General features: G+C 47.3%; 21 protein-coding genes and 1 pseudogene. 18 read left to right on the forward strand and 4 right to left on the reverse strand.

Annotated elements, in window-relative coordinates:
* The first annotated feature begins 966 nt into the window (after positions 1-966).
* The 16 genes from IPJ02_17830 to IPJ02_17905 all read left to right on the forward strand — a co-directional run bounded on the left by IPJ02_17830 (position 967) and on the right by IPJ02_17905 (position 15,031).
* Positions 967-1,497, forward strand: a complete 531-nt coding sequence (locus IPJ02_17830; GenBank protein ID MBK7377337.1) for an alpha/beta hydrolase — start codon at positions 967-969, stop codon at positions 1,495-1,497.
* Positions 1,487-1,720: a hypothetical protein gene (locus IPJ02_17835; GenBank protein ID MBK7377338.1), complete on the forward strand. Its 234-nt coding sequence runs from the start codon at positions 1,487-1,489 to the stop codon at positions 1,718-1,720. The genes IPJ02_17830 and IPJ02_17835 overlap by 11 nt, the downstream gene beginning before the upstream one ends.
* 608 nt (positions 1,721-2,328) lie before the next feature.
* On the forward strand, positions 2,329-2,772 hold the full coding sequence (locus IPJ02_17840; protein ID MBK7377339.1) for a hypothetical protein: 444 nt from the start codon (positions 2,329-2,331) through the stop codon (positions 2,770-2,772).
* Positions 2,773-2,781: 9 nt separating this feature from the next.
* Positions 2,782-3,480, forward strand: a complete 699-nt coding sequence (locus IPJ02_17845) for a hypothetical protein (protein ID MBK7377340.1) — start codon at positions 2,782-2,784, stop codon at positions 3,478-3,480.
* Positions 3,481-3,521: 41 nt separating this feature from the next.
* Positions 3,522-3,896, forward strand: a complete 375-nt coding sequence (locus IPJ02_17850; protein ID MBK7377341.1) for a hypothetical protein — start codon at positions 3,522-3,524, stop codon at positions 3,894-3,896.
* A gap of 32 nt (positions 3,897-3,928) precedes the next feature.
* Complete coding sequence (locus IPJ02_17855) at positions 3,929-4,480, forward strand: YceI family protein (protein MBK7377342.1); 552 nt, start codon at positions 3,929-3,931, stop codon at positions 4,478-4,480.
* 27 nt (positions 4,481-4,507) lie between these two features.
* Positions 4,508-5,419: a hypothetical protein gene (locus IPJ02_17860; GenBank protein ID MBK7377343.1), complete on the forward strand. Its 912-nt coding sequence runs from the start codon at positions 4,508-4,510 to the stop codon at positions 5,417-5,419.
* Between the two features lie 207 nt (positions 5,420-5,626).
* Positions 5,627-6,181 carry a YceI family protein gene (locus IPJ02_17865; GenBank protein ID MBK7377344.1) on the forward strand — a complete coding sequence of 185 codons (555 nt, stop codon included), beginning with the start codon at positions 5,627-5,629 and terminating at the stop codon, positions 6,179-6,181.
* Positions 6,178-9,087, forward strand: coding sequence for a histidine kinase (locus IPJ02_17870; protein ID MBK7377345.1), 2,910 nt, complete (start codon positions 6,178-6,180; stop codon positions 9,085-9,087). The genes IPJ02_17865 and IPJ02_17870 overlap by 4 nt, the downstream gene beginning before the upstream one ends.
* A 1-nt stretch (position 9,088) precedes the next feature.
* A complete protein-coding gene (locus IPJ02_17875; GenBank protein ID MBK7377346.1) occupies positions 9,089-9,862 on the forward strand; it encodes a response regulator transcription factor in 774 nt (257 codons plus the stop codon).
* Between the two features lie 1,455 nt (positions 9,863-11,317).
* Entirely contained in the window at positions 11,318-12,298 is a 981-nt protein-coding gene (locus IPJ02_17880) for a PhoH family protein (GenBank protein ID MBK7377347.1), read from the forward strand.
* Between the two features lie 119 nt (positions 12,299-12,417).
* Entirely contained in the window at positions 12,418-13,002 is a 585-nt protein-coding gene (locus tag IPJ02_17885; GenBank protein ID MBK7377348.1) for a DUF4878 domain-containing protein, read from the forward strand.
* 173 nt (positions 13,003-13,175) lie between these two features.
* Positions 13,176-13,490 carry a hypothetical protein gene (locus tag IPJ02_17890; protein MBK7377349.1) on the forward strand — a complete coding sequence of 105 codons (315 nt, stop codon included), beginning with the start codon at positions 13,176-13,178 and terminating at the stop codon, positions 13,488-13,490.
* Positions 13,491-13,498: 8 nt separating this feature from the next.
* Entirely contained in the window at positions 13,499-13,867 is a 369-nt protein-coding gene (crcB, locus tag IPJ02_17895; GenBank protein ID MBK7377350.1) for a fluoride efflux transporter CrcB, read from the forward strand.
* Positions 13,868-14,024: 157 nt separating this feature from the next.
* On the forward strand, positions 14,025-14,564 hold the full coding sequence (locus tag IPJ02_17900; GenBank protein MBK7377351.1) for an inorganic diphosphatase: 540 nt from the start codon (positions 14,025-14,027) through the stop codon (positions 14,562-14,564).
* 17 nt (positions 14,565-14,581) lie between these two features.
* A complete protein-coding gene (locus IPJ02_17905; GenBank protein ID MBK7377352.1) occupies positions 14,582-15,031 on the forward strand; it encodes a sulfite exporter TauE/SafE family protein in 450 nt (149 codons plus the stop codon).
* Positions 15,032-15,278: 247 nt separating this feature from the next.
* On the opposite strand, the gene IPJ02_17910 is transcribed toward IPJ02_17905, so the two are convergent.
* On the reverse strand, positions 15,279-16,049 hold the full coding sequence (locus IPJ02_17910; protein ID MBK7377353.1) for a C40 family peptidase: 771 nt from the start codon (positions 16,047-16,049) through the stop codon (positions 15,279-15,281).
* Positions 16,050-16,143: 94 nt separating this feature from the next.
* Here IPJ02_17910 and IPJ02_17915 point away from each other — a divergent pair, with 94 nt between their 5' ends.
* A complete protein-coding gene (locus tag IPJ02_17915; GenBank protein MBK7377354.1) occupies positions 16,144-16,710 on the forward strand; it encodes a sigma-70 family RNA polymerase sigma factor in 567 nt (188 codons plus the stop codon).
* Between the two features lie 104 nt (positions 16,711-16,814).
* Positions 16,815-17,174 (forward strand): hypothetical protein, encoded by a 360-nt coding sequence (locus tag IPJ02_17920; protein ID MBK7377355.1) that lies wholly within the window; start codon positions 16,815-16,817, stop codon positions 17,172-17,174.
* Positions 17,175-17,513: 339 nt separating this feature from the next.
* Here the strand turns inward: IPJ02_17920 and IPJ02_17925 are convergent.
* The 3 genes and pseudogenes from IPJ02_17925 to IPJ02_17935 all read right to left on the reverse strand — a co-directional run bounded on the left by IPJ02_17925 (position 17,514) and on the right by IPJ02_17935 (position 21,632).
* Positions 17,514-17,888 (reverse strand): annotated as a pseudogene (locus tag IPJ02_17925) (GxxExxY protein).
* Between the two features lie 264 nt (positions 17,889-18,152).
* The gene (locus tag IPJ02_17930; protein MBK7377356.1) at positions 18,153-20,141 is read right to left on the reverse strand and encodes a T9SS type A sorting domain-containing protein; all 1,989 of its coding nucleotides are present in this window, start codon (positions 20,139-20,141) and stop codon (positions 18,153-18,155) included.
* A 348-nt stretch (positions 20,142-20,489) separates the two neighbouring features.
* The gene (locus IPJ02_17935; GenBank protein MBK7377357.1) at positions 20,490-21,632 is read right to left on the reverse strand and encodes a T9SS type A sorting domain-containing protein; all 1,143 of its coding nucleotides are present in this window, start codon (positions 21,630-21,632) and stop codon (positions 20,490-20,492) included.
* Positions 21,633-21,737 lie beyond the last annotated feature (105 nt).

Here is a 21,737-nt window from a genome sequence, read left to right on the forward strand (position 1 = left end):
CCTGTATATTCCGGAGTTGGCAGAAATACAAAATGACAGAAATAATTTTTAATAACAAAACAAAGAGAAATGCGGCATTTTTTAATTCTATTCAGTTCCTATTGGTTTTTAAGTTGCTCCAGCCAAATAGACTGACAACATCACATTCATAGACGACGGCTATATAACCACCGAAACAGGACTTAAATATAAAATCTTAAAATGGTAATGGCCAAAAAGCAAAGGTTGACAGAAGTTTTGATTCGTGAGACAACCCGTATTTAGACGGTACGGTATTATATCAAAACGAAAATTCAGGTAATCCTGTGAAAGTATTGATTTGGGAATCAAGCAACAAATGTTGTTGACGAAGGACTAAGGGGAATGGTGGAAGGAGAAATACGTTATCTTATTGCGGTAAAGCCCGGTCCCCTGGTAAAGCGCAGATCATACCCGCCAAATGTGTCTCCTGACTCGACTTTGACAATAAAAATTATATTACACAAGATTTTATGACTGCCAGGTCCTTCCCAGCAACGTCTCCTGCAAGTGACGTTGCGTCAACGAAATTTGTTTTTTAACTTACGCAACGTCCTCAGCCAGCACGCAAATCACAGGAGAGACGTTGCGGAGAAGAGGGAGGTGCACCAACCGCCAGGCTCTGCCATTTAAAAAAGATCCCTATATTTGGAATCGCGGATAAACCCCGACAAATCAACTGAAATGAAAAAACTATTGTTGAGTACCCTTGCATTGGTTATTATGTCAGCCGGCATAGCCTATGCAGATGGTGGAAAAAGAAATACTAAGACTAAAAACCGGTTCAGAAAAAGAACGTAATAAAACAAAATGCCCCAACAGGCCAAGTTGCATTTAACTGAGCCATAACTGAATTCTTCAGCCCACCTGCCGGTGGGCTTTGTTATTCAGTACATTTATACGCATGCACGATCGTTCAAAGACTAAAACTTAAGATACAGCATCCCCATGACCCATTATTTCATCGTACCCGGTCTCGGCAATTCAGGGCCTGAACACTGGCAGACATTTTTTGAGACCACCGGCGAAAACTACCGGCGCATCAACCAGCAGGAATGGGATACACCTGCCTGCAATGACTGGATCGAAACCATCGACAAAGCTATTGCAGGATATGATCCTGCATCCGTTGTTCTGATCGGTCACAGCCTGGGCTGCTCCACCATTGCACATTGGGCAAAAAAGTACAAACGGAAGATAAAAGGCGCCTTGCTGGTTGCCCCCAGCGACCTGGAAGCGCCTCAATATACTTTTCCCGCAACAGGCTTTGCCCCTATCCCGGTGGAGAAGATCCATTTCAAGACCATCGTGGTTGCCAGTGCAGATGATCCCTGGGTCTCATTGGAACGGGCTGAATATTTTGCGTCTTACTGGGGCAGCGAATTCATCAATATCGGCAATGCCGGGCACATCAATACCGCCTCCGGGCATAAAGAATGGAAGGAAGGCCTGGCGATACTAAAAACACTTGGCGGATAAAAACGATCCTTTTACTGCCCTGCTGCTGTCCCTGTCAACAGGAACCCCTTTGCGCTCTTTGCGAAAATCTTTGCGCACTTTGCGGTTACCCTTCGGCTATGCTCAAAATAAAATTAACCGCAAAGAACGCAGAGGGAATGCACGCAAAGAGCGCAAAGAAATGTTACTCCCCCTGGTTGCTGTCCTCACCTACCTGAACCGCTGCTTGAACATTGAATACTGAATACTGAATATTTTAAAAATGCTCAATAAAAAACGCTCAATGTTCAATGAACGGAATGCCGTTGATCATTGAACATTGGACATTGGACATTGAATATTGAGCATTCCTTTCCTTCGCCGCTGTATGACCGCTTCACTCCCCTGGTCGGTGTCCTCACCGACCGGAACGATCATTAAATTTTACACCCCCACTTGAACATTGATCATTGAGCATTGGACATTGAATATTGAGCATTCCTTTCCATCGCCGTTGTATGGCCTCCGGTCAACATTTTTTTTACCACAGATTTACGCAGATTTTCCTACTCCCCTGGTCGGTGTCCCCACCGACCGGAATGGTCATGGGTCGTGCGCTACAAATCAAGGCGGTTTTTTTTACCACAGATTTACGCAGATTATTTTTCACAGATGACCACAGAAAATCTGTGCAGATCCGTGAACCAATCCGTGTAAATCTGTGGTTAATTCCCCCTGCAACGGACTTTCCTCCCAAAAAGTTGCCTTTTATCAACCCGGGCCAACATCCTCTTTTCCCGGTTCAGCCCCCTTTTTTTCCCATTCGGCCAGATGGATTTTCCAGGGGCTTTTCATGCAATTAGTTTTGACTGCATGAAACACAATACAAAAAAGATACTCATCATTGCTGTGTTATCCATGCTGGTACTTTCCATATCAGCCGGCATTTACCTGTACAACAAAGGACCGATGGATGTACGATCTGTGAGGGGTACACCAGTAGATGCCGGGGAATTATACAGCCTCTTCACCAACGACTCGGTACTGGCAGGCAAAAAATACATTTCCAGGGTATTGCTGGTAAGTGGCCAGGTTAGTGAGATAAGCGTGAATGCCAGCCAGCAGAAAATAGTACTCATTAAAACAGGCACCGACGGCGCCTATGTCAATTGCACACTCGAAGAAGCTTCCAACGACATTGCTGTCAATAAACCCATAAGCATCAAAGGCATCTGCAGCGGTATTGGCCAGGGCGATGCCGACCTGGGCATTCCCGGCGATGTTTACCTTACCCGCTGTATTGTAGCTAATAAATAAGTACAAATAATGAAGAAACCAGCAACCCTTTTAACCATTGCGGCCATCGTTGCCGTTCTTATCTTTTCCTGTAAACATGAACCCCTTGGCATACCGGTACCAACACCGGTAAGCGGCGGCACACAGGCCTGCAGTGCCGACACGGTCTATTTCCAGAACAAGGTATTGCCGCTGATCGTTTCAAGCTGCGCCAAAAGCGGCTGTCACGATGCCGTCTCCAAACAGGATGGCATTGAACTCACTTCCTACGATAAGGTCATGGCTTCCGGAACCGTACGGCCCGGCGACCCCGGCAACAGCGACCTGTACGAAGTGCTGAACGAAACACGCCCGGATAAGATAATGCCGCAGCCGCCTTCTGCTCCCCTCACGGCAGCAGAAAAAGATATTATCTATAAATGGATACTGCAGGGTGCAAAGAACAATGCCTGCAATGACTGCGACACCAGCACATTTACCTATTCAGGCGCTATGGCGCCCATCATCAATACACATTGCAAGGGTTGTCATAACCCCAGCTTCATCAGCGGGGGCCTCGACCTCACCACCTATGCCACTGTGAGAGACATCGCATTAAATGGAAAACTGATGGGGAGCGTTGACCACCTCACCGGTTTTTCTGCCATGCCAAAAGGGGGCACCAAACTCAGCGACTGCAGGATCACCCAGATACGCAAATGGATCGCATCGGGCTCTCCCAACAATTAAACAATAAAAAAAACGGAACAACGACCAGAAGACCAGCTAAAATAATATCCTTCACAACCACCAGCAGCATCATCCTGTTGTTTGCAGCAGTAGCGGTATTCAGCAGTTGCTACGCCGACAAAGAAGAATTGCTTTACCCCGGCAGTGTAAGTGCCGTTGACTGCTCAACCGTATCGGCAAAATTTGCTGCCGATGTACAGCCCATCATCGCATCCAAATGCGCTACGTCCGGCTGCCACGATGCAAGCGCCAGTGGCGGAGTGATACTGCAGACACACAGCCAGGTGAGCGCTAAAAAAGACAGGGTGTATGCCCGGGCCGTGGTGGAAAAATCCATGCCCACTTCCGGCGCATTGCCCCCGGCCGAGATCGCCAAACTGAAATGCTGGATTGACAGCGGCGCTCCCAACAACTAAAAAGTACAACCTAAAAAATAAAATCAGATACAATGAAACAAGGGATCCTTTCAGCCGCTTTTATTATTGCAATGGCAGGTACGGCTGCTGCCCAGAAATATTATACCAAGAACGGGAGCATCTCCTTCTTTTCAAAGACCTCCCTGGAAAATATCAAGGCCGATAACAACCAGGTGATGAGTGTGCTGAATGCCCAGACCGGCGAGATCCAGTTTTCGGTACTGGTAAAAAGTTTCCGCTTTGAAAAAGCGTTGATGGAAGAACACTTCAACGAGAATTACCTGGAGAGTGAAAAATATCCCAAAGCAACCTTTAAGGGAAACATCACCGACATGAGCCGGGTATCATTCGCCACCGACGGCATGTATACCGTACCGGTAACGGGTGATATGACCATGCACGGCGTTACAAAGAAACTGAGCACCACCGGAACCATCACCATCAAAGGCGGGAAGGTCTCTGCCGTCTCAAAATTCTTTGTAAAACTCGCCGACTACAATATCAGCATACCCAACCTGGTAAAAGACAATATTGCCGAATCGGTTGAAGTGACCGTTTCTTCCAACTTCGATCAAAAAATGTAAACCCAAACAGCATTTCGTATGGCCAGCATGAAAAAAATAACCGGGATCGCCCTTTGTGCCTTACTAAGTACAACAAAGCTCATGGCCCAGCAAAAAGATACTACCGACCTGTTATCAATGCTGGAGAAAGAAGTAGCAGGCGATGAGAAAAGCCAGACCAACTATACCACCGCCACGTTTAAAACCACCCGTTTGATAAACGGCCATACCGTGGAGAATGTGGCAGCCGGTGTACTGGATGTTAAGATATCGCACCGCTTCGGAAGGTTGAACACCGGCAGCTACGAACTGTTCGGGCTCGACAATGCCAGCATGCGCATGGGCCTCGACTATGGCATCACCCGTTATTTAATGGTGGGCATTGGCCGCAGCACTTTTGAAAAAACATACGATGCCTATTTCAAGCTGAAAATATTCCGGCAGTCAACCGGCAAACGGAAAATGCCCGTTACCCTGAGTTATGTACCCACCGTTGCACTGAAAACGCTGAAGTGGGAAGACCCCAACCGGAAGAACTATTATACATCCCGTTTGTATTTTACACACCAGCTCATCATTGGCCGCAAATTCTCCGAAGGAACGTCCATCCAGCTGATGCCGACCTATGTGCACCGCAACCTGGTGAAATATGCTTCCGAATCGAATGAATTGTTTGCCGCTGGGATCGGGGGAAGGCAGAAGATCACGAAACGGGTGAGCATAAATGCGGAATATTATTACCAGATCCCCGGCTACCGGCTCACTGGCACCACCAACTCGCTTTCGCTGGGCTTTGACATCGAAACAGGTGGCCACGTATTCCAGCTGCATTTCACCAACTCCCGTGGCATGAATGAACGGACATTTGTTTCTGAGACCACGGGGCTGTGGGAGAAAGGTGATATTTATTTCGGGTTCAATATTTCCAGGGTATTTACAGTGGGCAAGAGAAGAAGATAAAACTGCAAATACCTGTCCTGCTTAATTTTCAACAAATAAAACGAACCACAACTTGTCCCGCCCCAGGCGTGGATAGGAACATAGAACACATAGAAATGCACATAAGGAACTATGTTATCTATGATCCTATGTGGTTCAGTTTGTTAGCGACCGATTCTTATTCCCGGTCAACATTTTATAATTACCTTGTAGCATAATTTTCAGCAAATGCAAAGACATTGCCTGTTCATATTCCTTGCTGCCTCTTGTTTCCTGGCTTCCCACCCGGCAAATGCACAGGTATATGGCACCGATAAGGGCAGCATCAGTTTCAGTTCCGATGCCCCGCTTGAACTGATAAAGGCCTCCAGCAATGAAATGAAGGGGCGCTTTGATGTGTCGAAGAAGCTGTTTGCCTTCAGCATTAAAATAACTTCCTTCACCGGCTTCAACAGTCCCCTGCAGCGCGAGCACTTCAACGAGAACTATATGGAAAGTGTGCAGTATCCCAATGCTTCGTTCAGCGGGCGCATCATTGAGGACATTGATTTCTCCAAAGACGGCACCTACGAAGTGAGGGCCAAGGGCAACCTCACCATTCATGGGGTAACCCAGGAAAGGATCATCAAGTGCGACCTGCTGGTAAAAGAAGGAAAGATAAATGTAAAGGCCAATTTCACCGTACTGCTTGCCGAACACAATATCCTTATCCCAAAAGTGGTACATGAAAAACTTGCATCCGAAATCAAAGTAGAAGTAAAAGCCGATTTGGCATCGTTATGAGGCCTTCCATAATCCTTTTCAGCCTGGCCGTTCTGTTGGCGCCGCTTTTTTTTAAAGCGGCAGCACAGCCCATCGGGTTCAGGTATTTCAAACTGGAAAAAGACAATAAGCCCGTTAAAATAAATACCCTCTTCAAAAACCGGCAGGGCTATATTTATGCCGGTACCGATAACGGTGTTTATAAATTCGACGGGGAAAAATATACCCGGATAAATTTTGAGAACCCTGAGTATAACGATACTGCCACCGCCCTCTTCCAGGACCGGCAGTTGAGAACATGGGTGGGTTTTAAAAGCGGCCGCATCGCCAACATCCTCAATAAAAAACTCGTCTACTTCAACCCCGAGGAAGGGTCACCCAAAAAAAGGATCACGGCATTCCTGCAGGATAAAGAAGATAACCTCTGGTTCTCCACCAACGGCGAGGGCATCTATTTCACCAGGGGCAGGCACATATACCTCTTCAATGCAGAAGACGGACTGAGCGACCTGAACATAAGTACCATCACCCTGGCCGATAATGGGGATGTACTGGCCGGCACCGACCAGGGCATCAATATCTGCAGCATCAGCAACGGCAAAAAGAATGTTTCGGTGATCGGCCCAAAGCTCGGACTGCCGGATTACATCGTTACTTCCATTGTGCCTGCAGACAAAAATATGTACTGGATCGGGTTACAGGACAAGGGATTTTGCCTCTACGACCATACCCATAAAAAGATAAGCATTCCGCCCGCTGCACAAAACTGGAATTATGGACAGATCAATTCCCTGCTGAATGCACAGAATATGTTGTGGATCGCCACACATGATAACGGGCTGTACAAATATTCGTTCACGGCAAAGGAACTGGGTCCGGTGCCCCAGGTGAAAGCAGGCAATAAAATTGAAAGCCTGCTGCAGGATAACCAGGGAAATGTATGGCTTACATCACCGGAACTGGGATTGATACGTACACCCGGAGAATTGCTGAAACTGGCCCCCATACCCGGCTCCCCTGTTTTTGAACACGTGCATGCCCTGCTCGCAGTAAAGAACGGCGATACCTGGCTGAATGATTACAACAACGACCTGCTGCGGGTTTACATGAATAACGGAACCTATGCCGCTCAAAAAATAAGCATACCCGTACTGAATGAAAAAACCGACATCACTTCCCTCTACCAGGATCCCAATGAGAACATATGGGTGGGATCGATGGGCCGTGGACTATTCATTATTGATCCGCACAGTCTTCAGCAACGGGCATTTACGGAGAACCCGGTTTTTAAAAATGCCAGCATCCTCTCCATCAGCGGAAAAGGGAATACGGTGTTTGTAAGCAGCCTGGAAGGCACCATGGCCATTGACATCCGGCCGGAGAATATCAATATCGGCAAACCCTACCGTTTCATCAATTACGATAACTCAAGTACCGGCACCAACTACATATATGCGGTGTACAAAGACAGCCGTAACCGGGTATGGTTTGCTACCGACGGCAACGGTCTGACCATGCTGCAGGACAGCGTTTTTTCCTATTTCACCAAAAAAGACCAGATCAAAGACGAACACGTCTATTCCATCACCGAAGACCGGCAGGGCAATATATGGTTCAGTACAGCCAGTGCAGGCATTTATAAGTACGACGGGAAGAAGTTCACCAATTACTCGATCAATGACGGCCTCAGCGACCTGAATATCTCCGTACTTAAAACAGACAATGCCGGCAACATCATCATTGTTCACAAGCTGGGGCTCGATATCCTGAACCCGGTCACCGGCAATATCTCGTACCTGAACAGCAACCAGGGCATTGCAAAGATCAATGCCGAAGACCTGGGTGCCGTTACGCAGGATCATACAGGGCGGGTGATGCTGAGTACGGTTGATGGCATCCTGTCCTTTTCTTCTCCTTCCAATTCGCTGCAAAAACCCACCGCCGTTATTGAATCGGTGCAGTTGTTCTTAAAGGACATTGACGACGACCGCTCCAATGTATTCAGTCATGACGAGAATAATTTTACGTTCAACTATACCGGCCTGTATTATTCCGATCCCGGGCAGGTTTATTACCAATATAAACTGGAGGGACTCGACAGCAGCTGGGTGCTTACGAAAGACCGGAGCAAGAACTTTCCAAAACTGGAACCCGGCCATTATACGTTCCGCATCCGGTCTTCTTTGAACCGTAATTTTAAAAATGCGGATGAAGCATCCTACCCCTTTGTGATCAAACAGGCTTTTTATAAACGGGCATGGTTCATTACCCTGTGCATACTTATTGCCGCCGTACTGTTATACTGGTATATAAAGGGCCGGGAAGCTTCGCTGAAGAAAATGGAAAGGCTCCGGCAGGAAAAAGTACAGTTCCAGTTTGAAGTGCTGCGTAACCAGGTGAATCCCCATTTCCTGTTCAACAGTTTCAACACGCTTATATCAACCATTGAAGATGATCCGAAGATGGCCGTTGAGTACGTGGAGCAGTTATCGGATTTTTTCCGGAACATCGTGAACTACCGCGACAAGGAGATCATTTCGCTCAAAGAAGAGACCGACCTGCTCGACATCTATTATTTCCTGCAGCAAAAACGCCACGGCAATAATATTGAGCTGAAGAGCAGCCTGACCGAACAGCAAAAGGCCCTGTATTTCATTCCGCCGCTTACCCTGCAGTTACTGATGGAGAATGCCATCAAGCACAATGCCATCTCCAAAGAGACAAAACTCATCATCAGCCTGGAGATAACGGAAGATGAATACCTGCAGGTAAAGAACAACATCCATGCCCGGATGAGCAAACAGGAAGGCTCCGGCATGGGCCTCCAGAACATTGTGAACCGGTATACACTGCTCAGCAGCAAAAAAGTACAGATCAGCCATGATGAAAAATATTTCATAGTTTCATTACCCCTTTTAAAAAATTGATATGCTAAAGATATTGATCATAGAAGACGAGGAACCGGCAGCAAAACGCCTGCAGAAAATGATACGGGAAGCTGAACCCGGTGTGGAACTGCTTGGCGCCATACCCAGTGTGTTGGAGGCCTTAAAATGGTTTGCAGAACATGCGGAACCGGATCTTATCTTTTCCGACATCCAGCTGGCCGATGGCACCAGCTTTGACATCTTTAAGGAAGTAAAGATCAACTGCCCTGTGATATTCGTCACTGCCTACGACCAGTATGCCATTGAAGCATTTAAACTGAACAGTGTTGACTATCTTCTAAAACCGTTAAAAAAAGACGAGTTGCTTGCAGCCATCAATAAATTCAGGGCCACCCGGCCCGCTGCCCCGCCACCGCTCGATATAAACAAACTGCTGCAGGCCTATGCCCCGCAAAACCAGTCGTACAAAACAAGGTTCATTGTACGGTATGGTGAGCATATCAAGACCATCCAGACAGAAGACATCGCTTATTTTAATACAGAAGACAAGGTCAATTTTCTCACCAGCTTTGAAGGCAGGCGTTTTGCCATCGACTTTAACCTGGATCACCTGGAAGCACAGCTTGACCCGAAGGTATTCTTCCGCATCAACCGGCAGTTCATCGTTTCCATACGGTCCATTGCCGAAATGTTTGCATACACCAAGGGCCGGGTATTGATAAAACTCAATCCTGCTTCAAAACACGAGACCATCGTAAGTACTGAGCGGTCGGCCGACTTTAAGATATGGCTTGATGGAGGCAGTGTGAAATAGGGCGGATCATTCTTTTCAACACCGCCGCTGTATGGCCTCCGGCCAATATATTTAATAACCACAGATAGCCACAGATTGGTTACACAGATTTGCACAGATTCACCGCCCAGGTTTGTGGCTCACCAACCTCACTCCCCTGGTCGGTGTCCTCACCGACCGGAACGATCATTTAAATTTTATACCCCGATTCACTCCCCTGGTCGGTGTCCTCACCGGCCGGAACGATCATTTAAATTTTACACCCCACTTCACTCCCCTGGTCGGTGTCCTCACCGGCCGGAATGATCATTTAAATTTTCACCCCGCTTCCGGTCGGTGTCCTCACCGACCGGAACGCTTTAAATTTTATACCCTTCATCCGGTTGGTGTCCTCACCGGCCGGAATGATCTTTAAATTTTATACCCCACTTCACTCGGTCGGTGTCCTCACCGCGGAATGATCATTTAAATTTACACCCCCTGGTCGGTGTCCTCACCGACCGGAATGATCATTTAAATTTTACACCCGCTTCACTCCTGGTCGGTGTCCTCCCACCGGAATGACATTTAAATTTTACACCCCACCATCCCGGTCGGTGTCCTCACCGACCGGAATGATCATTTAAATTTTACACCCGCTTCACTCCCCTGGTCGGTGTCCTCACCGACCGGAATGATCATTTAAATTTTACACCCCACCTCACTCCCCTGGTCGGTGTCCTCACCGACCGGAATGATCATTTAAATTTTACACCCGCTTCACTCCCCTGGTCGGTGTCCTCACCGACCGGAACGATCATTAAATTTTACACTCCCACTTGAACATTGATCATTGGACATTGAATATTGAGCATTCCTTTCCTTCGCCGCTGTATGACCTCCGGCCAACAAATTTAATACCCACAGATAGCCACAGGTTGATTCACAGATTTTCTGTGGCCATCTGTGAAAATGATCTGCGTAGATCTGTGGTTAATTCACCCCATTCAGCATTAAAAAATACCGGTTCGGCTTCTTTCATTTCCCAAAGCATTATTACCGGCGGATATTTATACAGTAAATCTTTTGAACAGTAAATGACCAACCAGGAAACCAACAGGGGCCCGTTTTAAAATCCGAATATGCTGTTACCCTATATACTTTACTAAACAGGGATCCGCTTTACTGTCTGAAGAGTTTCATAAGCGTTTGTTTTGCGACCGCAGCACCAGCCATGCTGCGGTTCACTATTAAAGCATACCTGTTTATCGTATTCAATAACAGGTAACTCCTATTTGTTAAATCTTAATTCCCGGAAAACTTTTCCACCAAAAAAACGTTATGTGTATAAGTAAGTTTGTAATGTATTAATCTCAATTCATTACATTTGAAAAGAGATGCGTTAGTAAGTGCCCTTTGAATGTAATTGATAACAGAACGCTGCTATGTATGCCCCGAACATACGCATGACAGAAACAGCGCAAAAACTAAAATCCATTGACAGAAGCGATCATTAACCTCGAAACCGTAAACCCTATCGAATTTTTTGGAGTAAACAACGGTAAGCTCGACATCTTAAAAAAGAAATTCCCCCTTTTAAAAATTCTCAGCCGCGGCACCCAGATCAAACTGAGCGGCGCCCCCGAACAGATCGAAGGGGCCCGGGAAAAGATCGACCTCATACTCCGCTACCTGGAACGAAACGGCCACATGAGCGCCAACTATTTTGAACAGATACTCGGCGGTGATGATGAGCGGGTGATCGATAATTTCATTGACCGGAACCCCAACGATGTACTCGTATTTGGCCCCAACGGAAAGACCGTGAGGGCACGTACCGCCAACCAGAAAAGGATGGTGGAAGCCTGCGACAAGAACGATGTGGTGTTTGCCATCGGGCCTGCCGGTACCGGCAAGACCTATACCGCCGTTGCACTCGCCGTTCGGGCATTAAAGAATAAACTGGTAAAAAAGATCATCCTTACCCGCCCGGCTGTGGAAGCAGGCGAAAGCCTTGGTTTCCTGCCCGGCGACCTGAAAGAAAAGATCGACCCATATTTAAGGCCCCTATATGATGCACTGGATGACATGATCCCTGCCGACAAACTCGGCTACTATATGAGCACCCGTACCATTGAGATAGCACCCCTGGCATATATGCGTGGCCGCACACTCGATAATGCATTCATCATACTGGATGAAGCACAGAACACCAACGACCTGCAGGTAAAAATGTTCCTGACAAGGATCGGACCCAATGCAAAAGCCATCATCACCGGCGATCCCACACAGATCGACCTGCCCAAGAACCAGACCAGTGGCCTGTTCAAAGCCACCCGTATCCTGAGGAATATCGAAGGCATTGCCCATATTGAACTGGATGAGGAAGACGTAGTAAGGCATCGCCTGGTAAAACAGATCATCAAAGCCTATAATAAGGAAGACGATAAAAGTACTGAGCAAAAAAAAGGATCCTAACCCTTTAAACACTGCTAACCCCTGCCATACATCAGGCGACCTTTGCGTTGCCTGATTTTTTTTGCATAAAAACGGTGGAATCCGGTTAAATTTGCGTTCACCAATTAAACACCCGGTCTATGAAGAAGATCATTTTTATCCTGGCCATTGCCACCAGCCTTGCCGCCTGCAACAGCAACGATGCCGGCCCCTCCACCTCCTCACCCACTGCCACCATCGACGGCATGTTCAATGCCATGAAGAACGGGCAGATAGATGACTTTAAAAAATTCATCACAAAAAATGATGCCGCCATGATCGAGGAAGGGATGCGGCTCGCCAACAGCATCGATTCCAATCTCGTTAAAAAGGCAAAAGAAACCATGGCGGATGAGTTCAAAGAAAAAGTAAAGAATGTTTCCTATAAACTGAAGAATGAAAAGATCGACGGCGACAATGCCACCGTGGATGCCGAAGTGACCGAGAACGGCAAGACCGAAACACATGCTTTTAACCTGGTGAAGGAAGACGGCGCCTGGAAGATCGCCCTCAGCAAATCGGGCGACGGCATGTTCAACAGCATGAAGGGAGACAGGGGCCCCGGCGAACCCGACCTGAAAGAGGCAATGGAAAAACTGAATAAAATGGATAAGGATACCTTGAAAATGCTGATGGAGAAAGCCAGCCAGGTACTGGATTCCATTAAAGCAAAAAAGACGAACTAATTACCCCGGCATAAAAAAAAGCATCCGCCAGCCGGCGGATGCTTTTTTTTATGCTTAGGGGAAAGATGTTTAACTTTAACCATGCTTAAAAAATACTGACGGGTATCCTCCTTGCCGCTGCGGTCATTGCCTGCAACAGCCCGGCAAAAAAAATACCCGTAACCGACGTGGAAGTGGCCACCAGCTTTGTACGCAACATACTGGACAATAAATTTGACGAGGCCGAAAAATACCTGCTGCGGGATGAGATCAACCTGGAATTATTCAACCGGTTCAGGAACCAGTACAGCTCACAGAAAAAAGAAGTGCTTGAAAAATACAAAGATGCTGATATCCTCGTGAACGAGACCAGCTATATTACCGACAGCATCTACATCTTTAATTACAGCAACAGCTATGCCCGGGAACTGAAGAATAAAATAAAATTGGTACGGGTCAACGGCAAATGGCTGGTTGACTTTCAGTATACTTTTTCAGGAAATTTATAGATCAGCCGATGCTTAAAAATCTTTTACTCGTTGGTTTGGGAGGCGGACTGGGTTCGGTATTGCGTTACGGCACTTCGCTGCTGATGAATACAAAACTGTTTCCCTGGGCAACCCTGGCCGTGAACATCACCGGGAGCCTGGTCATCGGGATCGTTTTTGCACTAAGTATCCGGCAGGAACCATTGACCGATAACTGGAAACTGTTCCTGGCAACCGGTATCTGCGGCGGCTTCACCACCTTCTCGGCCTTTTCACTGGAGAACATGGGACTGCTGCAAAGCGGTAAATACGGGATGGCCATCGCTTATATTATTGCAAGTATCATCCTGGGAACAGCAGCAACTTTTTTGGGATACCATCTGGCGATCAAGAATTAAGCGACCTAACCAGTATCCAGTATCCTGTATCTTGTATCTTGTATCTTGTATCCTGTATCTTGTATCCTGTATCCTGTATCCTGTATCTTGTATCTTGTATCCAGAATATCGAACAAGGAACAAGGAATATTGAACTTTGAACCCTTAAACGTTATACATGTACGTCCTCCATCCCTGGCACGGCGCTCACTACGGAGACAATGCCCCGCAAACCGTTAACGGCCTCATCGAGATCCCGCAGGGCAGCCGGGCAAAATACGAGATCGACAAAAAGACGGGATTGCTGCGTCTTGACCGTGTCATCTTCTCCTCCTTCCACTACCCCATCAACTATGGTTTCATCCCGCAAACACTGGGACTGGATGGCGACCCGCTGGATATACTGGTGATGTGCAGCGAACCCATTGAACCCCTCTGCCTGGTGGAAGCAACCGTGATCGGCAACATGCAGATGATCGATACCGGTGTGGCAGACGATAAGATCATTGCCGTAGCAGCAAAAGACCCGGGGGTGAATTATATCAACAGCATCCATGACCTGCCGGAACATTTCATTGCCGTACTGAAGAATTATTTTGAACAATACAAAGTACTGGAGAATAAAAAAGTGGAGATCGAGGAATTCCAGGATAAAGAAGCAGCATACAACGTGATCAGGGAAGCCATTGCTTTATACAAAACAAAATTTTCAACGTGACCATTAAAAAGAAAACTATGGATATACAAACTATCCTCATCATCATACTGGTGGGTGTGGCTGCCGGTATACTGGGCGGACTGGTGGGTGTGGGCGGTGGCATCATCATCGTGCCGGCCCTGGTCTATTTTATCGGCATGAGCCAGAAATCGGCACAGGGCACATCACTCGGGCTCATCATGCTGCCGGTTGGCATCCTGGGGGTATTGCAATACTATAAACAGGGCCATGTGGATTTTAAGGTGGTGGGTATTTTGGCCGTGGGCTTTTTAGCAGGCAGTTATTTCGGGAGCAAGATAGCGCTCAGCCTGCCCCTGGAAACACTGAAGAAGGTATTTGCCGTACTGATGATCGTTATTGCGGTCAAGATGCTGTTCTTTGATAAATACAGAAAAGAGGAAACAAAGACAGGCTCCGGGCATAACATAACAGGCCCTGCAGATAAAGCTGGCTATAAAACGGGTTGAGCAAATGAGGGTATGCCTGGTGGTCGGTGAGGACAGCAATCACGGCGGGGGAACGGGTTGAACAAAGAGGGTACGCCTGGTAGTTGGTGGAGACAGCAACCACAGCGAAAGGCTCAGTTGTAGTAGTTATTGGATTTTTTTACGACAGATTTACTCAGATTATCTGTGGCCACCTGTGAAAATAATCTGTGTAAATCTGTGGTTAATTCCCTATTAAACCATCCCGGCACCTGCCAAGGGAGGATATTCAAAAATACCGCCGGATGATGCGCAGTTTCTGCGTACGTTGACCGGTTTCTGCATTCACAATCCCTTCATGATCGATCTTATCTACCCGTACCTTACCGGCTGAATGAATGATCTCGCCCGGGTTAAGCAATATGCCTGTATGAACGATCCTTCCTTCTTCATCATCAAAAAAAGCAAGGTCGCCGCAATGTGCCTGCTGCAAAAAACCAACCAGCTCACCCTGTGTGGCCTGCTGCTGTGAATCACGCAGCAAATGAATGTTCAGCATCTTGTAAACAGACTGGGTGAACCCGCTGCAGTCGGTACCAAAGACCGATTTGCCGCCCCAGAGGTATGGACTGTTCAAAAAAGTAAAAGCAACCTGTTTGATCGTGCGGGCATCCCGTTTTGCGGTAACGGGGTTCCATACTTTACCGGAATAATGTACCGTATTCCTGCGCCAGAAGACATGCCCGTTCTTCATGGCCGTTAATGAACTGCCAAACGGGATCCACATCGGGTGACCGTTATAATCCACCTGGTTCACCCACCCGGCCGCAAGGTCATTATCTTCTACGTAATACTGTGTATCATCTATCTCCTGGAAATGCGATTGCTGGCACCAGCCCGTATAGGCGTCCAGTTTGTTCACCACTTTCACCCAGCCGTTCTTTTCAACAATGGTGATGATGCAGCATTCGCCAAATAATAACTGGCTCACCATTTCCGACCGGTGATCGGGTTCTATCCGTAGCGGTGCAACAGGCACACAACAGGCAGCATAACTCATGTTTACATTTTCGGTCCGTCTAAATTATGGAAATTAAACTAAGTTTACATCTCACAAAAAACAGGTCCGGCAGCTGCCGGACCGCTACCCGTTCTTGAGCAAGGGCAAATACAACCATATCAGCGATGCAGAACTGCTGCAGCAGTTTTACAGCACCCGCAACAACGAGTGGCTGGGCGTATTGCTGGAACGCTATACCATGCTGCTGCTGGGTGTGTGCATGAAGTACCTGAAGAATGAAGAAGAGGCCAGGGATGCCGTGCAACAGGTTTTTTTAAAAGCCATCCATGAACTGCACAAGTATAAAGTAGAATACTTTAAAAGCTGGATATACATGGTTGCCAAAAACCATTGCCTGATGCAGCTGCGTGACAAGGGAAGGTTCAACGGCGAAATAAACGAACGCATCATGGCGGTGGCCGACGGGCCCGAAGAAAAGAACAACCACCTTGAAAAAGAAAAAGCGCTTGCCAAAATGGCCTCCGCTTTGCTGCAACTGAACAAAGAGCAGCAACTATGCGTAACTTTGTTTTACCTGGAAAAAAAAAGCTACCAGGAGATCACCGAACATACCGGCTACAGCCTGATGCAGGTAAAAAGCCATATACAGAACGGGAAACGTAATTTGAAGATACTAATGGAACGGGGGGAAGGGAATTGAAAATGAAGAATTAAGAATTAAAAATGAAAGATCAGGAATGAAAATTTCTTAACTATAACGTAAACAGCTCCCTCTCCTTTGGAGAGGGTTGGGGTGAGGTTACAATGAGCGACGAACTAAAAGACATATTATCCAACCTTAACAAGGACATTGAGCAGGAAAAACTGCTTGATTACCTGAATAAGAAGCTGTCTGCCGGCGATGCCCATGAACTGGAGAAACAGATGGCCGATGATGAATTCATGAATGATGCCGTGGAAGGCCTGGAAGAAATTAAAAATAAAAAAGACCTTTCACTGTACGTGGAGCAACTGAACCAGGAGCTGAAAAAACAACTCGATAAAAAGAAAAAACGCAGGGAAAAACGTAAACTGAAAGACGGGCCCTGGACCTACTTCGCCATAGTATTGCTGCTGGTGCTGATCGTAGTTTCCTTTATACTGGTAAGAAAATATTTAGGATAATGTTTAACCGCAGAGGACGCTGAGTTTTTCGCAAAGCACGCCAAGAGGTTCCCTGTTGTTTTTAATATTTACTATTTAACCGCAGAGGACGCTGAGTTTTTCGCAAAGCACGCAAAGAGGTTCCCTGTTGTTTTTAATATTTACTATTTAACCGCAGAGGACGCTGAGTTTTTCGCAAAGCACGCAAAGAGGTTCCCTGTTGTTTTTAATATTTACTATTTAACCGCAAAGAACGCTGAGTTTTTCGCAAAGCACGCAAAGGTTCTCTCTCTGCGCTCTTTGCGTTTCCTCCTCTGCGTTCTTTGCGGTTAAACATTATCCTTTGCGGTCAAACATATCTCACAACCCATTTACCACTCTCTTTATTCCATCTTTAAGTTTGACCACATTAAAATTTAAAAGTAACCCAAGTTTGTAATTCCCCAATCTCATATAAGTAAGGGTCTGTGCCAGGTGTATATCATTCAATGCTTCCACAGCTTTGATCTCAATGACCAGTTTTCTTTCTACAAGCAGGTCGATCCTGTACCCACAATCCAGTTTTACTTCCTCAAATACCAGTGGCATAGCTTTTTCCTTTTCCACGTTCAGGCCCCACTTCGCCATTTTATAATACAGGCATTCTTTGTAAGCATCTCATAAACCGGGGCCAAGTGCAGCATGCACTTCAATGGCCTGCCCGATCACATGGGTTGATAATTCGTTTTCAGTCATGGTACTTTTATAAAAAATCTGAAGAATATTTAACCGCAGAGGACGCTGAGTTTTTCGCAAAGCACGCAAAGAGGTTCCCTGTTGTTTTTAATATTTACTATTTAACCGCAGGCTGAGTCTTTCGCAAAGCAGGTTTCCTCGCCTCTATGCGTTCTTTGCGGTTAAAGAAAAAAATCTTTGCGTTTCCTCCTCTGCGTTCTTTGCGGTTAAAGAAAAAAATCTTTGCGTTTCCTCCTTTGCGTCCTTTGCGGTTAAAAAAGAGAATCACTGCACCACAAACCGCAACACCCTGCTCCTTCCATCCCCTGTAACTCCATAAACCTGGTACGTTCCTTTTGCAAGTCCCGCAACATGCACCGCAACCGTATTGAACCCTGCACTCATATCCACCCGCTGCTGGTCCACCCGCCTGCCCTGCATATCCATGATCACAATTTCAATCATCGTCTTTTGTGCCGCACTTATGTTCAGATTAAAGCGGCCATTAATAACCGGGTTGGGCGCCATGCCAATGAGTTCAAAACCACTGGCTGCATTTAAAACCACCGCCACATTGCTGTAGCTTATGCCGCCGTCCTTATCAACGGCCTTTATGCGGTAGTAATTAAGCCCGGGCATTGGCTGCATGTCTGTAAAACCTTGCCCGGTCAATTCAGCCATCGTTGAATAGTTCCTCCCATCCGCCGAACGCTCTGCTACAAAACGATCAACCCAGGAAGCGTTCAATACCGTCCAGCTAAGAAGGACCCTTTCCTGCTGCTTTTGCGCCGACAACTGCAGCCCGTTACCTGCCTGCAATATGGCAGGGATATTTCCCAGCACCATCGGGGCATCGGTATTGGCAGCAAAAGAACTTACCGTAGTGGTGACCTGGAAATTTGTTGGTCCCCCAAACTGGATAAGGCCTGTATTGATCACATTCCATACGCCGGTATAAAAACCCTGTTCAACGGTTACAGGGGCATACATGAATAATGCGTTGCCGGCTGTATTGTTATAAAAGAAATTCACGTTGACAGCCCCAACCGGGTTACCCGACGGACGAACGATCCAGGTCCGGTTCACCGCAGCAATGGGAAAACGGATGGAAGGGTTGATACCGATCTCCACCCGGGCCCCGTAATTGAGCCCGCTGCCATTAGCGATGGACACCGGGTTGATGGTGGTGCTGTTGGCGCCTATGGGAAATATCCTCGACAATGCCACAACATTATTATAGAACAATTTTCCGCTGCCATTGGTGATCACATGTGATGTTACCGACCCGCCGGTCACATCGCCCGTCATGGTCAAATTATGAGTACCCAGTACAACCAGTGCATTTGCCAGCAGGGCGATATTACCCGTTATGGATTTATCAGAGACCATTGTTAGGGTCGTGTTTGAACCAACGTCCATACCGCCTGCCGGCAAGGTTAAGGTGCCGCTGCCGCCCAGGCTGCCCGTAGTGCCGTTGATGATGAACTTACCAGATGTACCGTCGTGACCGATATTACCCGTTCCGGTGATGCCATTGCGGAAGGTCTTTGTTCCGGCATTGGTGAACGTGATGCTTCCATTGGCTTCAAACAAACCGTTGATGACCATGGGTAAAGCCCCGCCGATGAGCCCCACATTACCCGTGATACGGAATATGGGAATGGTGACCGCATCCACATTCGGGAAATAGGTGACGCCGCTGGACGAAAAGGCCAGGTTGAGCGTATATTCCAGTACAGAAGCATGCTGGTATACAAAATTTGCCGCATGAACCCCTGCCCCGGCATTGGTTAACCCGCTGGCCGATAAGCGCAGCATGCCGCCGGTATTGATATTGGCCGACGCGGTTCCGGAAAAAACCGGGCCGTTGCTGTTTGATGCCAGCGTGAATATTCCGCCGCTTAATACAATGATGTCGTCGCCTGTTCCATCATTCACCGTTAATGTGCCGGCTGAATGAAACAGGATCCCGCCGCTTTCGATCGTCCCTTCATCCATATCCTGGTTGCTGCTTATGGTTACGGTATGTGTGTTGCGTATGCGGATGGTACTGGCGGCGCTGGTGGGCGTTAAAGTGGCAGCGCTCCATGTTGTATTATCGGGTGATGATTCCCAGGTGGATATGGATCCCCAGTCGCCGGTTTGAACCGAACGGAAATGATCGGTGGGGTTTGAAGGGAATATTATTTTATTGCCGGGTGAGGACGGCCCTGCCCCTGTTGCATGATGGAATGCAAAAGCAAGGGTAATAAATAAAAAGAACCGTTTTTTCATACCCATTCTTTTGGTAGTGGTACAGTTTGAAATTAATTCAAGTCGAATGTCAGGCTGTACCACTTCAATTCTTTTGGATCGGGCGGTAAAGGGTCGTCGGGTTGCATTAAAACTACAACAGTTCCCAGGCGCATGCAAGTATTTTCCAACATATTTATGTGAGAAAAAAACGCGGCCAGAACTCTTTGCACCCTTTGCGAAACCCTTTGCGTTCTCTGCGGTTTATCCTGAGCGGGGCCGAAGGGTAACCGCAAAGAACACAGAGAAATACGCAAAGGGCGCAAAGAGTATGTAATAAAAAAAGTCTCCCGTTTACCGGGAGACCTTATAGTTAAGCAATTAGCTTTTTTACTGTATCACAAAACGCTGTACCGATGCCCTTCCTTCTGAGGTCATCACCGATACCTGGTAGCTGCCTGCGGCCAGGCTGCTCACGTTCACCGGCACCTGGTTGAATCCTGCCAGCAGCGATGTGCTTTGCCGTTGCATCATCCTGCCCTGCATATCGGTAACGATCACATCCATCTTACCGTTCTGTGCGGCGCTCACCCGCAGGCTGAACTTTCCGCCCACGATCGGGTTGGGTGCAATATGCATCACATCAATACCACGGGTTGCATTAATTAATGTTACCACGCTGCTGTATGTGACCTTGCCGCTTGCGTCGGTCATTTTAAGGCGGTAGTAGTTCACGCCTGCTGTGGGCTGTGCATCCGTATAATTAAATGGCTGCTGGCATTGCAATGCCGTGGCAGTCTTGGTATATATTCCGCTGTAATTCCTTCCGTTGCTGCTGCGTTCCAGTACCATGTTGGCAGTAGGAGAACTGTTGCAGGTAACCTTCCAGTTAAGCAGGTGGTTGCCGTTCTGTTTCATGCCGGTGAAGAAGTTGATGGTAATGGGCAGCGGGTTGTTGAATGAAACACTCGCCAGTGCAAACGGGCTGAAATTGGTAACTCCGGTCCAAACCACGTTACCTGCAGCCGGTGCACCGGTTGCCGTACCTACTGTGCCAAATGCATCCCAGTTGGTTCCGTCAAAATGTGCAATGACCAGGTCACCCAGGTTATCTACATATGTTCCGCTACAAACATTATTGGCGCTCCAGTAAGCGGTGATATCGGTAGCTGTTGCACTACCTGTCCTGTTTAATATCCAGTAATCGCACCCACTTACGTGATCAAGACCTATGGCGGTTACCGGGCCTAATAATCTTGCATTTCCTCTCATGTACTCCGCTGTAAATTCATCTGTGGCAGGTGCGCCGGCAAAATTACTTACACCAATAGGTACATATCCAAATCCCGTTTTACCAACCGGGAATGTAAAGTCGGTATTTCCCACTTTCTTAACCGGGCCATTCACGAAACTTGCATTGCTTGCATTGGATACTACCGATCCCGGGGCCATGGTTAATAGGTTAGCAGCAGTTGTATTTACAATACCGGAGATAAAACGTATCGTACCGGTATCTGTGAGGGGTGTATTCAAGGTAAGTTCACCGGTTGGTTTATTAACTGAGTCCAGTTGATTGACACCGAATTAAAACAGGCCACCGGTATTGTTGATGCTTTGTGCACCGGTGCCCACATAATT

The sequence above is a fragment of the Chitinophagaceae bacterium genome (genome assembly GCA_016710165.1).
Lineage (GTDB): Bacteria > Bacteroidota > Bacteroidia > Chitinophagales > Chitinophagaceae > Ferruginibacter.